Genomic DNA, 13865 nt, shown 5'->3' on the forward strand with positions numbered 1-13865 from the left:
TCGGCCACCGCCATCGGGAATGGAGAAGGGTCATGAAAGCAGCCGTGCTGAAACGCTTTGGAGTGCCGCTCGATATCGAGCAGGTCGAGGCCCCCGTGCTCGGCACCGGCGAGGTCATCGTCGACATCGTCGCGGCGGGCGTTCTGTCCTATGCGAATGAGGTGTTCAGCGGCGAACGGCAGTACCTGCTGGAGCTGCCGGTCGTTCCAGGGACCGGCGGTATCGGCCGGGTCCGTGCACTCGGCCCCGATGCGACACATCTTGCGATCGGCGACTGGGTGTTCTGCGACCCGACGGTCCGCTCGCGCGATGCGGATCTCGCGCCCGACATCACGCTGCAGGGCTTGAGCGCGCGCGGCCCGGGCGGGCTGAAGCTGCAACAGCATTTTCGTCACGGCTCTTTCGCCGAGCGCATGCGGCTGCCGACGGAGAACGCCAAGCCGATCGGCCGCATCGACGCGCAGGAGGCCGCGCATTGGTGCGCGCTCGGCACCCTGCTCGTCCCCTATGGCGGCTTTCTTGCGGCCAATCTGCAAGCCGGAGAGACCGTGCTGATCAGCGGCGCGACCGGCAGGTTCGGCAGTGCCGCGGTCGCGGTGGCGCTTGCCATGGGAGCCGCAGCGGTCGTGGCACCCGGCCGCAACGAGACCATGCTGGCCGAACTGCAGCGCAGGTTCGGGCCACGCGTCCGTCCCGTCAGACTGTCAGGCGACGAGAACGAGGACACCGAGCGCATGATGCGCGCCGCACCCGGCCCGATCGACTGCGTGCTCGACATCATGCCGCCGTCGGTCACGACGACGGTGGTGCGCTCCGCGGTGATGACCGTGCGTCCTTACGGCCGCGTCGTCCTGATGGGCGGCGTCGGGATGCTCGGCGGCGCCGCGCTCGAACTGCCCTACCCCTGGATCATGCGCAATTGCGTCACCATCCACGGCGTCTGGATGTATCCGCCAAGCGCGACGGTCAGGATGGTGGCATTGATCCGGGCCGGCCTGCTCGATCTCGCTCAGTTCGAACCGACCTGTTTCGATCTCGATCACGCCAACGAGGCGGTCGCCCATGCCGCCGCCCATCGCGAACCGTTCAAGATGACCGTCATCAGGCCTTGAGCCCGGCCGAGCCGTTCAGTCGAGCTCGACCACCTTGCCGCCGACGATGGAGACGCGCCGGTCCATGCGGCCGGCCAGCTCCATGTTGTGGGTCGCGATCAGCATGGCGACGCGGGTCGCCTTCACGAGCTGCATCAAGGCGTGGAAGACGTGATCGGCCGTGCCGGGGTCGAGATTGCCCGTCGGCTCGTCGGCCAGCAGCGCGCGCGGGGCGTTGGCGACCGCGCGCGCGATCGCGACGCGCTGCTGCTCGCCGCCGGACAGTTCGGCCGGACGGTGCTTGATGCGCTCGCCGAGGCCCAGATAGGCCAGGATCTCGGTCGCCCGCTTCACCGTCTCGGAGCGCTTCAGGCCGCGGATCATCTGCGGCAGCATCACATTCTCCAGCGCCGTGAACTCCGGCAACAGCCGGTGCGACTGGTAGACGAAACCGATGTCGGTGCGGCGCATCTGGGTGCGCTCGATATCGGTGAGCTGCGAGGTCGGCACTCCCGCGACATACACCTCGCCCTCGTCGGGGCTTTCGAGCAGTCCCGCGATATGCAGCAGCGTCGATTTGCCCGACCCTGACGGGGCCACCAGCGCGACCGACTGCCCAGCCCATAAAGCGAGCTTGGCGCCGTCCAGAATGGTCAGCTGCCGCTCGCCCTGCATGTACTGTCGCTTGATCTCATGGAGATAAACAACAGGTACATCCTCCGCCCCCTGCTCGTCCATCAGCGCCTCACTCGTAGCGAAGCGCTTCGACCGGGTCTAAGCGGGCGGCGCGCCAGGATGGGTAGAGCGTGGCCAGAAAAGACAAAGTCAGAGCCATGATGACCACCGCGCTCGTCTCGCCGGCATCGATCTCAGCCGGCAGCTTCGACAGGAAGTACAGGGTCGGATCGAACAAATCCGTGTTGGTCAACCATGACAGAAACAACCGGATGGTCTCGATGTTCATGCAGATCAGGAGACCAACGATGAAGCCGGTGAGGGTCCCGACCACGCCGATCGAGGCGCCGGTGATCAGGAAAATCCGCATGATCGCGCCCTGCGACGCCCCCATCGTCCTGAGCACGGCGATATCCTGGCCCTTGTCCTTCACCAGCATGATCAGGCCCGAGACAATGTTGAGCGCGGCGACCAGCACGATCAGCGTCAGGATCAGGAACATCACGTTGCGCTCGACCTGGAGCGCGTTGAAGAAGGTCGAATTGCGCTGGCGCCAGTCGACCAGGAACACCGGACGGCCCGCCGCCTCGGTCACCGTCTTGCGAAACTGCTCCACCTTGTCCGGATTGCTGGTGAAGATCTCGATCGCGGTGACGTCGTTGTTGCGGTTGAAATAGGCCTGCGCTTCCGACAACGGCATGAACACGAAGCTCGAATCATATTCCGACATGCCGATCTCGAACACCGCCGCGACCTTATAGGGCTTGATGCGCGGCGTCGTGCCCATCGGCGTCACGGCGCCCTTCGGCGCCACCAGGGTGATGCTGTCGCCCGCATGCAGCGACAACAGGTCGGCCAGCCGGCGGCCGATCGCGACGCCCTGGCTCTCGTCGAAGCCTTCGAGCGTGCCCTGCTTGATGTTCTTGGCGATCGACGTCAGGTTGACGAGATCCTGCGAGCGGATGCCGCGGATGAACACGCCCGATGCGTTGAAGGGCGACGAGCCGAGACCCTGGCCGTCGACCACGGGCGCCGCAAGGCGGATGCCCTGCACCTGCGAGATCCGCTCGGAGACATCCTTCCAGTCGGTCAGTGGCGACTCCAGCGGCTGCACGAGCAGGTGTCCGTTGAGACCGAGGATCTTGTCGAGCAGCTCCTTTCGGAAGCCATTCATGACCGCCATCACGATGATCAAGGTCGCGACGCCGAGCATGATGCCGAGGAAGGAGAAGCCGGCAATGACGGAGATGAACCCTTCCCGACGCCGCGCACGCAGATAGCGCCCCGACAGCATCCACTCGAAGGGGGCGAAGGGCACGGTCTGCTGGGGTTCGGTCATGGTTTCATCCATCGCGCGATCATCCCATGATTCGGGCCGATTGTGGCCGGATTGGCCAGGAGGAGCCGAGCGGCCCGGTGGATAATCCGACGACCGAACGAATGGCTCAGCCGGCGACGGTTCCGCCGCCAAGCCTCGCCACGACATCGGCCGGCGACATCATTTGCCGCGCGCCATCGCTGCGGGTCTTCACCTCGACCTTGCCTTCGGCAAGGCTCTTGGGTCCGACCATGATCTGCCAGGGAATGCCGATCAGATCGGCCGTGGCGAATTTGCCGCCGGCGCGCTGCTCGGTGTCGTCATAGAGCACGTCGACGCCCTTGGCGAGGAGATCACGATAAAGCTGCTCACAGGCGGCGTCGGTATCGGAGCCGCCCTGCTTCAGATTGAGGATCACAGCCCGGAACGGTGCCACCTCCTCTGGCCATTTGATGCCGGCATCATCATGACAGGCCTCGATGATGGCACCGGCGAGCCGCGACACGCCGACGCCGTAGGAGCCACCATGGATGGTGACCTCCGCTCCGTCGGGGCCCGCCACCAGCGCCTTCATCGGCTCGGAATATTTGGTGCCGAAATAGAAGATCTGGCCAACTTCGATGCCGCGGGTGTGGAGGCGCCGCTCCTCTGGCACTTCGGCCTCGAAGCGGGCCCCATCATGGACGTCCTCGGTCGCGGCGTAGAGCGAGGTCCATTGCTTGATGATCGGCGTCAGGTCGCCGTCATAGTCGACGGACGCCGGCGGGATCGGCAGGTCGAGCACGTCGCGGTCGCAATACACGCCGGACTCGCCGGTCTCGGCGAGCACGATGAATTCATGGCTGAGATCGCCGCCGATCGGACCGGTCTCGGCGCGCATCGGAATGCCCTTGAGGCCCATCCGCGCGAAAGTACGCAGATAGGCCACGAACATCTTGTTATAGGCGCGCCGCGCGCCGGCCTCGTCGAGGTCGAACGAATAGGCGTCCTTCATCAGGAATTCGCGGCCACGCATCACGCCGAAGCGCGGACGCTGCTCGTCGCGGAATTTCCATTGGATATGATAGAGATTGAGCGGCAGGTTACGGTAGGACTTCACATAGGCACGGAAGATGTCCGTGATCATTTCCTCGTTGGTCGGCCCGTACAGCAACTCGCGCTTGTGGCGATCGCTGATGCGCAGCATCTCCGGACCATAGGCATCGTAGCGGCCGCTCTCGCGCCAGAGATCGGCGAGCTGCAGGGTCGGCATCAACAGCTCCAGCGCCCCGGCGCGGTTCTGCTCCTCGCGCACGATCTGCTCGATCTTCTTCAGTACCTTGAAGCCAAGCGGCAGCCAGGCATAGATGCCGGCGGCCTCCTGCCGCAGCATCCCCGCGCGCAGCATCAGCCGATGCGAGACGATCTCCGCCTCCTTCGGATTTTCTTTCAGAATGGGCAGGAAAAACCGCGACAAACGCATGGGCGAGGCCTTCGAGATTCGGTTCGGGCTGGCGCAGTCAAACCGGATCAGGCGGCAAAACACAAGACTGGGATTGAGAAAAAGCGGCTAAGCCGCCGGATTCCCAATCATTTTACCGGTTTGGCTGAAGCGGCAGATGAACGCGCCGCAAGCGCCGGTGGCGACGGCCGCAACGGTGGCCGCCGGCGCGCCCCGGACCGCCTATTGCGGCCGCCCCTGTTCCGACGACCATTTGTCGAGATCGCTGATCTCGGCGCTGCCCTCGATGGTCGAGATCGCGCCGTCGCGGGTGACCAGCATGGTACGGGGAATGTCACCTTGCCAGCTGGGATCGACCTCGAACCTGAGACGCTCGACATAGCCGTCGTTGAAGATGAAGTTTTCGGCGGCGGCGAGGCCCGCTTTGTCCAGCATGCTCTGGGTCGCGGCGTTCAGGTTGGGCACGAGGTCGGCGCTGACCGTAACGACGTCGATGTCGGGATGTTCGGCCATGAACTTGCCGAGTTGCGGCAGTTCGATCTTGCAGGGACCGCACGTCACGCCCCAGAAATGGATCAGGGTCGGCCGCCCCGCATGGGCGCGCAGCACCTCGCGCCAGCTGCCGCGCTCGAACGGCTTCAGCGCTGGCGGAGCCGCGGCGCTCGACGCGGCGCAGGCGACCATGCCGCCGATGACAAGACCCAACACTGCCCGCTTCATGACTCGTCTCCGATCGCCTGCAGCCGATAGCCGTCCGCCTTGGTCATCCACGACAAGAACACCTTGCCGCCATGAGCGACCAGCAATGGATGGTCGGACGCATTGTCCGTGCTGGCGACCGCCCGCGGCTTCGACCAGGTCTCGCCATCGTCCCTGGATTGCATGACCATGACGATGGTCCGCTCGCCATCGAACTCCTTCCACACCAGCGTCGTGGCCTCGGGCGTCGCCAGCAGATAAGGCCGCGTCGGATTGCGGTCGGCCTGCCCGATCGCCAGGGGCTCGGAGAAGGTTCGTCCGCCGTCGCGCGAATGCGCATAGAACAGCCCCTTGCGGACCTTGCCGCTGGTGAACCAGGCGACATGGTAAGTGCCGCCCGGCGCCACGGTCAGGCTGGGCCCCTGGTGCGGGCAGGCTTTGATCTGCCAATCGTCGGTGCTCACCCGATGCAGCTCGCCGGGCGTTGCGAGATCGCTGAACGTGATCACGGCATGGTCGCGCACACCGCCATCGAAGATGTTGCGGAACATCACCACCGGGCGTCCTGGCCCGGCGAACGCCACGCCGAGCCTGCAGCATTCGCAGGTGTTGTCCTGGGCCAGCGTCGCCTCGGCGTAGGTTGCGCCGCCATCGCGCGACGACGCGAAGAACAAGCCGGCCCCGTCATAGGAGCGCCCAGCCGCCTTCGCCGGAGCGCGGTTGCGCTTGTCAAGCCACGCCACAAACACCGTACCGTCCTGGTCGAGCGCCAGCGCCTCGAAGCGCTGGCTCTCATTGTTCGCCGTGAGCGGGCGCGGCGGCGCGAAACTCTTGCCGCCATCGTCTGATCGGGTGGTGAGCACCTGCCCGTTGAAGGCCTGGTCGCGGAAGATCGAGAACGCCACCGCGATGCCGCCTTTGCCGTCGACCACCAGCTTGGGCCGGGCGTCTGGCCCCCAGTCGAGGTTGAGCGGCTGCTCATTGACCGGCACGGATGCCGAATATGTCTTGCCGGCGTCGGTCGAGCTCGCCACCGAGACCCGTCCACCGGCCATCCAAGCCAGCCAGAGCTTACCGTCCTGCGCAAAGAACGGCGTGACCTTGGTGGCGCAGCGGAGCTCGGTGCCCTCGCATGCCGCATCCGAGCCGTGCTGATGCGCCATCTGGGCGTGACCAGTCAGCGGAGCGAAAACGGCGATCGCCAGTCCGAGCAGACCGCTCCTGAGCCGTGCTTTGCTTGTCATGCCGCTCCTCATCGGAATGCCACCTTCATGCCGGCCAGGAACGCGCGCGGGGAGCCGGCATAGATTGTTCCGGTGCCCGCCAGCCCCTGCACGCCGGTCCCCGCCACCGTGTTCTGCAGATTGTTCGCCGAGGCGATGTAGGTGCGATCGAACAGATTACGGACCTCGAAGAAGACGTTCATCGACTTGAACGTGTCTGAGGCGAGCTCGGTCTTGTAGTGGACATTCAGATTGACCAGCTCATAGCCCGGCGCCTTGAGCAAATTCGCGTTGTCCATGTAGAAGGAATCCTTCCATTGGACCTCGACGAAAGCACCGAGCCCGGCGAATCTCCCGCTATCGTGATCGTAGCCGAGCCGCGCCGTCAGCTCGTTGGGCGATATTCCGGGGATCTTGTTGCCGGCACGATTGAAGCTGAACAGCTTCGAGGCACCCACAAGGTTCTCAGTATATTCGGTGTAGACCTGATCGAGGTAGGTGTAGGCAGCGGTGAACCGCCAACCTGGCAGGAACCTCCAGTCAGCCGCCAGTTCGACGCCACGATGCTCCGAACGCGGGGCGTTGAAGGTGTAGGACGTGTTTTGCGTACCTGTGACGGCCTGTGTGACGAGCTCGTTGCGGAAGAACTCGTAGAAGCCCGTCGCGCTCAACGTCACCGCCCGGTTCGGCGTCCAGTCGAAGCCCACATCGTAGCCCAGGTTGGTCTGCGACTGCAGCTGGGTGTTGTTACCGTTGTCTCCGGTCGGCAACACGAACAGGTTCGAGACCTGCGGCGTGCCATAGCCGCTGGCGAGACGGGCCCGCAGCAGCCAGTCGCTGTTCACCCTGTAGAGCAGCGCCAGCTCGGGAGCGAGATTGTCGAACTGTCGGTCTGCGCTGGTGATCGCGGTGGTCGCAGTGCCGACCGCGTCCTTGTAGCTATACGCCGTGTTTACGCCACGCAGATGCGTGCGCTCCCATCCGAGCCCGGCCACCGCGGTCAGAGCCGCCGTCAGCTTGAGCTCCTCGCGCGCCCGCAGGCCATAATTCGTCGTCTCGCTCCAGGTGTTGGCGGACAGCCGGCCCAGCGCACCGTTGCCGCCGGGCACGACGAAGCGCGTATCCCCCGACGCGGTCAGCGTGTTGTAGAAGGCGCCGAAGAAGGTGGTCGATTCCAGGCCTAAGATTTCACCGCGCCGGGTGATGTCGCTCATGTAATTGTAGGACGGATAGTCGCCGATCGCGCTGGTCGAGCCCGTCGGCTGGCTGATGTTGCGGTCGTCGAACACAAACTGGTTGCGCCAGGTCGTGTTATTGTCGAAATCATGCTCCCAGCGGCCGCCGACGATGGTACGGCGGTCGTTGCGGCCGAGCCCGGCCTGCAGCGCGGTCTCCGTGTCGACACCACCGAGCGTATTGAAGCCGTTGTTGTTGAGCGCGACGGTCGCGCAGCCGGCTGCCCGGAAGCTCCCGGTGGTGCAGCCCTGCTGATACGGGTTCTGATTGTACTGGCTCAGCGTGTAGCGCAGCGGCAACCGCGTCGTCAGATCGTTATTGATGATCTTGACCGTGAAGCGGTCATCCGGCGTCACCTTCAGCGTGCCCAGAAAGTTCACAGTCTGGGTGTTGAACCAGCTGTTGCCGAGATAGCCGTCGCCGCGCACGTCGCTCGTGAACAGCGAGCCCTCGAAATTGCCGACCTTCTTGCCGAAAGCCATGTAGTTGCTGAGATAGCCGAAGCTGCCGCCCTCGCTGCCGATCTCGGCGCCGTCGATCGTGCCGCCCGGACGGGTGCGGAAATTGATCGCGCCGCCGGTCGCGTAATTGCCGTAGAGCGCGGAGGACGGTCCTCTGATGACGTCGACCGCGCCATAGGCATGGGGATCGATCAGGTCGCTGCGCGACAATCCGTCCGGCTGAGTGACCGGAAAGCCGTCCTCGAACAGCACGATGTTGCGGATGGCGAAGCTGTTGCGAGCATTGGAGCCGCGGATCGAGATGCCGAGATCGCGCGGCCCGTTGCCCTGCTTCAGCGACACGCCCGGACTCTCGCGCAGGATGTCGCCGACGGTGAAGGCCGGCCGGTCGTCATAACGGCTGCGGTCGATCGTGGTCGCGGTCTGGCCGGCGGGTGCCTGGCCGAGCTGATCACGGGCGTCAGTCGCTCCGGCGACCCGGCCTGATGCCGCCTGTCCCTGGGCGGAGATGTTGGTGGCGGACGCGGCGGTCGGCTTCGGCGCGCGGGCGCTGGCCGCGTTGGGCTGTGCGGCCGGCTTGCGCGTGGCCCGTGGCGTCGCGGCACGCGGCGCGTCGACGGTGACGGACGGCAATTCTCTCTCGGTCTGAGCGTGTGCGATCGTGGCCGGCTGCAGCCACGCGATGGCGATGACGCTCACGCCACCGAGGGCATGACGACGAAACATGATTGACTTTCCCCAATGCCGGCAGCTTCGGCCGGTCTTCCTGATCAGATGCAAAGCCGCGCGAGCCACTGCCGCGCCGGCGACGACAATCGCGGTCAGACGGGGAAAGGAGGCGCTCGCGGCTGGGTTTGCGACCGGGCGAGGAGATGAATCAGGCCGAGCTCGCGCCCGCGCCATGCGATCCGCACGCATCCGCGCTGCGGAGCCGCGCAGGTCGGCGCAGGCGGCGCGTCGAGAACGGCCGCGGCGTGAAGCACGCAGCACATCACGCAATCCAGGCCGCAGGCCGTGCGGTCGGTATCGCGGCTCGACGGCGGAGCATCCGGCTCGGCGTGGCAGATCACGGCGCCGGCAAGCGGATCGACCGCGGCCATGGCGGCCGCCGCCATCGCCGACGACGCCACCGGCGCCAGCAGCTGGATGATCAGTGCCAGCATCGCAAGCGGCAGAACCCGCGCGATCCAACCGCGCCGCGCGTCGCCGTGAGCCCGGCGACGGCGCTTGCGCAACGCAATGGAGACCGCGCGGGCTGAGCTCATGGCACGCCGATCCTGGCGCCGGCGGCGCGCGCCGCCTGCTCGGCCAAGCGGATCAGCGGCCCGCGCTGGGTCAGCACCGCCTGGGTGGCTTCCGGCCCGACACGCTCCGGCGATCCGGCCGCGAAGGGCGGCTGCGGGTCATATTCGATCAGCAGCTGGATGCGCCGCGCGGTGTCTTCGTCGGTGAGCTGCGCGGCCAACGCCAGGCCGAAATCGATACCCGCGGTGACGCCACCGGCCGTGATGCGGTTGCGGTCCGACACCACGCGATCCGCGATCACGGTGGCGCCCATCAGCGGCAGCAGATCGCGCACGTACCAATGCGACGTCGCCTTGTAGCCCTTCAACAGGCCCGCCGCACCGAGCAGCAGCGCGCCGGTGCAGACGCTGGTGACGAAGCGCGCGGTTTCGCCGCGCCTGGCGACGAAGTCGATCGTGCGCGGATCGTTCATGCCGTCGACGGTGCCCTTCAGCCCGCCCGGGACGAACAGCACATCGAGCCCGGTCGCGGCGGTTTCGAAGCTGTGGGTTGGAGTCACGGGAATTCCGACATCCGTCATGACCGGAGCCATCGACGCTCCGATCAGGTGGATGTCGGCCTGCATGATGTTGAAGACGGTCAGCGGCCCGGTGAGATCGAGCAGAATCATCCCGGGATAGACGAGCAGGCCGATGACCGGCTTGGCCGCCGGTCGCGGTGTCTCCGCAGCCCGTGCGCCCGGCAGCAGCAGGCCGGCCAGTGACCCCGCCAGAAGCGACGTGTTGAAGACGCGTCGGTCCACGAATGCCCCCGTCGTCCCGGACGCTACATCTTCATGCCCGAATGGTCGTGCTGCTTCATCATGCTGCCGCCCTCGCCGCCCGGCCCCTTGGCGCCGACCGCCTGCACCTCGAGCGTGACGGCCACCTTGCCGGCCTTCTCGAATTCCAGCGTGACCGGCAGCTTGTCGCCTTGCTTCAGCGGGCTCTTCAGCTCCATCAGCATCAGATGATAGCCGCCCGGCGCCAGCGCGACGGTCTTGCCGGGCTCGATCACCAATCCCTTCTCCAGCGGCCGCATCGTCATCACGCCATTGTTCACCGCCATCTCGTGAACTTCGATCCGGCCGGCGACATCACCGGAGACAGCGACGAGGCGGTCCGGCGCGCCGCCCTTGTTTTCGATGGTGAGATAGCCCGCGCCGGTCTTGGCTCCGCCGGGGGTTGCGCGGCTCCAGGGCTGCGTGATCACGAGGTCACCAGCCTTCACGTCCGCGGCGAATGCCGCGGGAGAACCGGCCAGCAGAAGAGCGAGTGCAAACAGAGAGCGTCCGAGCAACGTCATGTGAGGATCCTTTCGGTCGTGGTCGCGATGCGCCGGCTTCGTGCCTTGGCGCGTGTCAGTCCGCCCAACGGGCTGGGCAGACGGCAGAAACAAAAACGAATATTTCGGGAGACAGCGGCCGCAGCGCGCGGCCACGCTTCACACGACAGGCGGTGCTCTGGCCTGTGCGTTGGTAAAGCTTTGCGTGGGCGCGACGTCCGAGGCGGTCGTCCGCCAGATGACATCGAACGCGTCACGTCGGGGAACATCGAGGGCCGACAGGTCCGGCCCATCCAGCGTGGCCGGCTGCGCCGTACAACACAGCGCGCAGGACGCGGCGCCAGGCTTGCCGCGCGACTCGTCATCCGCTGGCTGGGAACCGGATTGGCTGTGGCAGATCTCGACGCCGCGCAGCGGGTCGGCTTTGACGAGGGCTGCCGCCCAGGCAGCCCCGATGGGCGCCAGGATCTGCACCATCAGCGCGATCAGCACGATCGGAAGAAACGCTTGCAGCCGCTGCCGCATCAAAGCCTGCCAAATGAACGGACCCGTTGTGACCGAGCGAGCGCCCCGAGTCGAGGCCGCCCAGAACACACTGCGCACATTTCGCCAGCGTTCGTTGACTAAGAACAACCCCGCGGCGCTCAATCGCGCCTTGCCATTGTGGTATTTCAGCACCAACGAGCGGAAAAGTCGAAAACAAAGCGCGCCAATTGCAAGCACTTACCGATCATTTCATCGGCTGCGCGAAATTTGAACAATCGTTGCCGAAAAGGATGACAAACGCAAAAAGATCGTCTACGAATTTGGGCCTCAGGCTAACGCTTGCGGAAGTCTGGTGGTCCAAGTCTCGGGAGGAGCCCTGGCGCGCAACAAGCAGCGTCACCCCGCTTAACAAGATCAAATCTGAACTTGCGGGATATCAAAGGGTCGACACAATTTCCGAGCAGGGCCCGCTGCCCTGCTCTATTTTTTTGCCGGTCAACCGCTTCCGGATGACCCTAGATTCCCCTGCATGAACGCTGCCTGAATAGCCGGATCGGCGCAGACTCGCTCACGCCGCGCCTGCAGCCGCAAAGCATGGCAATGGCGCGCGCCACTTTGACTTTGCCTTCGGCCATGGCAGCGTGAGCAACAGCGGCTCCCGCCCATGCACGGTCCAGCGCAGGTCTTCGCCGTCGATCTCGAGCACGCCAAAGGCCCCCGCCGCATCACCGGAAATGAAGGTTTCGGTCAGCGACTGCAAGGTGATGTGCGGCGTGCCATCGACCGTCGTCAGCGTATTCCAATGCACATGCCCCGCGAGCGCCACGACCGGACCCGGCGCGTTGGCGATGGCTGCGCGAATCGCGGCCCCCTCGGCATAGGTCGCGTGATCCGGATTGGCTTCGAAATAGTAGTTGCCGGTCTGGGCATGCCCCGACAGCGGCACGTGACTGACCAGCAAAGTCGGACGATCATCCTGCGCGAGCAGTTGAACCAGCCTTTCGAGATCGCCCGGAGACAGATGCAGACCTCGCTCGCGGGTCAGCCGCACATCGGGCTGCCAGAACACACACCTGACCTGCCCGATGACAAGGGCGCGCGAGCCGCACGGCCGATCGAGAATTGCTTCATTGTCGGCGAGCGTGAACATCGCGACGTCATGATTGCCACTGACGTGATGCCGGCGCGCGTCGAGCTTGGCGAAGCACATCGCCACATCGCTCTGCAACAGGCGATCGCGTTCCGGATCCTCGTCGGAGATCCGATCTCCGAGATCGATCACTGCATCGAAGCCAGCGCCGTTGACCTCTGCGACAAACTGCTCCAGCAGCGGCAGCGCGCGTGAGCCCCGCTTCGTCGGCGTGTCCCGGCCGTGATGAACGTCGCCGATCACGGCGATGCGTGTCGATGCCACGTCGCAGCTCCGAAGATGCCTTGAACGATCAAGTGCCGCCGCCGCGTAGCATGGACGCATCACGGTTTTCTGACATCGCGCGTGCAGCGCCACAAACGACAGACGCACCGCACAACATCCGGCTGTAGCGAGATCAGGAAGGTTGTGAAACACTGCAGGTCTTGGCGGCGCGATCAATGACGCCGCCAGACAACAATGGGACAGGGAGCACGGGATGTCCGGCACTGACAAAACGTCCAAGACAACGGTCAAGACGAGGCGCGATCTTCTCCAGGCGGCCACGGCCGCGGGCTCCGCGGCGGCCCTGCTCGCCGGTTTCGGCATCAATCCGGCGCTCGCGGCCGAGATGGGCCGCTCCGAAAAGCCGCTCAAGGCGGCGTTCTCCAATGCCGGCCTGCAGGCCACCTGGTGCGCCCAGGGCAAGCAGGCGGCGGAATGGTGGGGCAAGCTGCTCAATGTCGAGGTGACCTGGTTCGACGGTCAGCTCGACGCGGTGAAGCAGCGCGCCGCGATCGACAACATGGCGTCGCAGAAATGGGACTTCGTCGCGATCCAGGCGTTCGGCATCGGAACGCTGACGCAGCCGGTGCAGAAGATGATCGACGCCGGCATCCCCGTGATCGACATGGACACGCTGATCGCGCCGCTGGATCAGATCAACGTCCACTCCTTCCTCGCCCCCGACAACGAGTTCATGGGCGCATCCGTCACCCAGGCGCTGGCGAACGCGATGGGCGGCAAGGGCAAGATCATCATGACGCAGGGCGCGCTCGGCCATACCGGCGCGCAGGGCCGCGCCAAGGGCTTCAACTCGGTCATCAAGCAGTTCCCGAACATCGAGGTGCTCGACACCCAGCCGGCGGATTGGGACGTCTCCAAGGCCGCGCGCCTCTGGGAGACTTATCTGACGAAATATCCGCAGATCGACGCGGCCTTCTTCCACAATGACGACATGGCGCTCGCGGCCTACAACATCATGAAGGCGCGCAACCGCACCAACATTCTGATCGGCGGCGTCGACGCCATGCCGCCGGCCATCCAGGCCGTCAGCGACGGCCGGATGTTCGCGACCGTGCGCAACCCGTCCTGCCGCATCCATGGCGGCGCGATCGTGGCCGGTGTGGCGGCGGTTACGGCCGGCGAGAAGAGCGGCCAGGGCATTCCGAAGCATGTCATCACCGACGGCCCCGTCGTGACCAAGGCCAATGCCGCAGGCATGCAATGGATGGAGGATCACTTCCTGATCTGAAGTC

13 protein-coding genes are annotated in these 13865 nt (G+C 65.3%); 2 read left to right on the forward strand and 11 right to left on the reverse strand.

The features are described 5' to 3' along the window. Nucleotides 1-32: 32 nt before the first annotated feature. The gene (locus HL671_RS10795; RefSeq protein WP_172236386.1) at nucleotides 33-1112 is read left to right on the forward strand and encodes an alcohol dehydrogenase catalytic domain-containing protein; all 1080 of its coding nucleotides are present in this window, start codon (nucleotides 33-35) and stop codon (nucleotides 1110-1112) included. 15 nt (nucleotides 1113-1127) lie between these two features. On the opposite strand, the gene HL671_RS10800 is transcribed toward HL671_RS10795, so the two are convergent. From HL671_RS10800 to HL671_RS10850, 11 genes are all read right to left on the reverse strand, one after another. Continuing rightward, nucleotides 1128-1829, reverse strand: coding sequence for an ABC transporter ATP-binding protein (locus tag HL671_RS10800; protein WP_012044556.1), 702 nt, complete (start codon nucleotides 1827-1829; stop codon nucleotides 1128-1130). 7 nt (nucleotides 1830-1836) lie between these two features. Continuing rightward, the gene (locus tag HL671_RS10805; protein WP_172236387.1) at nucleotides 1837-3117 is read right to left on the reverse strand and encodes a lipoprotein-releasing ABC transporter permease subunit; all 1281 of its coding nucleotides are present in this window, start codon (nucleotides 3115-3117) and stop codon (nucleotides 1837-1839) included. 94 nt (nucleotides 3118-3211) lie between these two features. Next, on the reverse strand, nucleotides 3212-4546 hold the full coding sequence (gene proS / locus HL671_RS10810) for a proline--tRNA ligase (protein WP_012044558.1): 1335 nt from the start codon (nucleotides 4544-4546) through the stop codon (nucleotides 3212-3214). A gap of 201 nt (nucleotides 4547-4747) precedes the next feature. Continuing rightward, nucleotides 4748-5245, reverse strand: a complete 498-nt coding sequence (locus tag HL671_RS10815) for a TlpA family protein disulfide reductase (protein ID WP_012044559.1) — start codon at nucleotides 5243-5245, stop codon at nucleotides 4748-4750. After that, on the reverse strand, nucleotides 5242-6468 hold the full coding sequence (locus HL671_RS10820) for a sialidase family protein (RefSeq protein WP_172236388.1): 1227 nt from the start codon (nucleotides 6466-6468) through the stop codon (nucleotides 5242-5244). The genes HL671_RS10815 and HL671_RS10820 overlap by 4 nt, the downstream gene beginning before the upstream one ends. 8 nt (nucleotides 6469-6476) lie before the next feature. Further along, nucleotides 6477-8870: a TonB-dependent receptor domain-containing protein gene (locus HL671_RS10825; protein WP_172236389.1), complete on the reverse strand. Its 2394-nt coding sequence runs from the start codon at nucleotides 8868-8870 to the stop codon at nucleotides 6477-6479. A gap of 95 nt (nucleotides 8871-8965) precedes the next feature. Next, nucleotides 8966-9409: a DUF2946 family protein gene (locus tag HL671_RS10830; protein WP_172236390.1), complete on the reverse strand. Its 444-nt coding sequence runs from the start codon at nucleotides 9407-9409 to the stop codon at nucleotides 8966-8968. After that, nucleotides 9406-10191: a DJ-1/PfpI family protein gene (locus tag HL671_RS10835; protein WP_172236391.1), complete on the reverse strand. Its 786-nt coding sequence runs from the start codon at nucleotides 10189-10191 to the stop codon at nucleotides 9406-9408. Before HL671_RS10835 ends, HL671_RS10830 begins: the two co-directional genes overlap by 4 nt. 23 nt (nucleotides 10192-10214) lie before the next feature. Next, nucleotides 10215-10733 (reverse strand): copper chaperone PCu(A)C, encoded by a 519-nt coding sequence (locus HL671_RS10840; protein WP_012044564.1) that lies wholly within the window; start codon nucleotides 10731-10733, stop codon nucleotides 10215-10217. Between the two features lie 138 nt (nucleotides 10734-10871). Then, on the reverse strand, nucleotides 10872-11435 hold the full coding sequence (locus tag HL671_RS38945) for a DUF2946 domain-containing protein (protein ID WP_307768988.1): 564 nt from the start codon (nucleotides 11433-11435) through the stop codon (nucleotides 10872-10874). Nucleotides 11436-11766: 331 nt separating this feature from the next. Then, complete coding sequence (locus HL671_RS10850; protein WP_172236392.1) at nucleotides 11767-12612, reverse strand: metallophosphoesterase family protein; 846 nt, start codon at nucleotides 12610-12612, stop codon at nucleotides 11767-11769. Between the two features lie 214 nt (nucleotides 12613-12826). Between HL671_RS10850 and HL671_RS10855 the strand changes: the two genes are divergently transcribed. Then, nucleotides 12827-13861, forward strand: a complete 1035-nt coding sequence (locus HL671_RS10855; RefSeq protein ID WP_012044567.1) for a sugar ABC transporter substrate-binding protein — start codon at nucleotides 12827-12829, stop codon at nucleotides 13859-13861. Nucleotides 13862-13865 lie beyond the last annotated feature (4 nt).

Origin of the sequence: Bradyrhizobium denitrificans (genome assembly GCF_013179005.1) — a bacterium.
Classification (GTDB): Bacteria; Pseudomonadota; Alphaproteobacteria; order Rhizobiales; family Xanthobacteraceae; genus Bradyrhizobium; species Bradyrhizobium denitrificans.

What these genes read in the sequence shown, in the direction of transcription:
- HL671_RS10795 (WP_172236386.1), top strand. Translation starts at nt 33, where the DNA reads ATGAAAGCAGCCGTGCTGAAACGCTTTGGAGTGCCGCTCGATATCGAG.
- HL671_RS10800 (WP_012044556.1), bottom strand. Translation starts at nt 1,829, where the DNA reads ATGGACGAGCAGGGGGCGGAGGATGTACCTGTTGTTTATCTCCATGAG.
- HL671_RS10805 (WP_172236387.1), bottom strand. Translation starts at nt 3,117, where the DNA reads ATGGATGAAACCATGACCGAACCCCAGCAGACCGTGCCCTTCGCCCCC.
- proS (WP_012044558.1), bottom strand. Translation starts at nt 4,546, where the DNA reads ATGCGTTTGTCGCGGTTTTTCCTGCCCATTCTGAAAGAAAATCCGAAG.
- HL671_RS10815 (WP_012044559.1), bottom strand. Translation starts at nt 5,245, where the DNA reads ATGAAGCGGGCAGTGTTGGGTCTTGTCATCGGCGGCATGGTCGCCTGC.
- HL671_RS10820 (WP_172236388.1), bottom strand. Translation starts at nt 6,468, where the DNA reads ATGACAAGCAAAGCACGGCTCAGGAGCGGTCTGCTCGGACTGGCGATC.
- HL671_RS10825 (WP_172236389.1), bottom strand. Translation starts at nt 8,870, where the DNA reads ATGTTTCGTCGTCATGCCCTCGGTGGCGTGAGCGTCATCGCCATCGCG.
- HL671_RS10830 (WP_172236390.1), bottom strand. Translation starts at nt 9,409, where the DNA reads ATGAGCTCAGCCCGCGCGGTCTCCATTGCGTTGCGCAAGCGCCGTCGC.
- HL671_RS10840 (WP_012044564.1), bottom strand. Translation starts at nt 10,733, where the DNA reads ATGACGTTGCTCGGACGCTCTCTGTTTGCACTCGCTCTTCTGCTGGCC.
- HL671_RS10855 (WP_012044567.1), top strand. Translation starts at nt 12,827, where the DNA reads ATGTCCGGCACTGACAAAACGTCCAAGACAACGGTCAAGACGAGGCGC.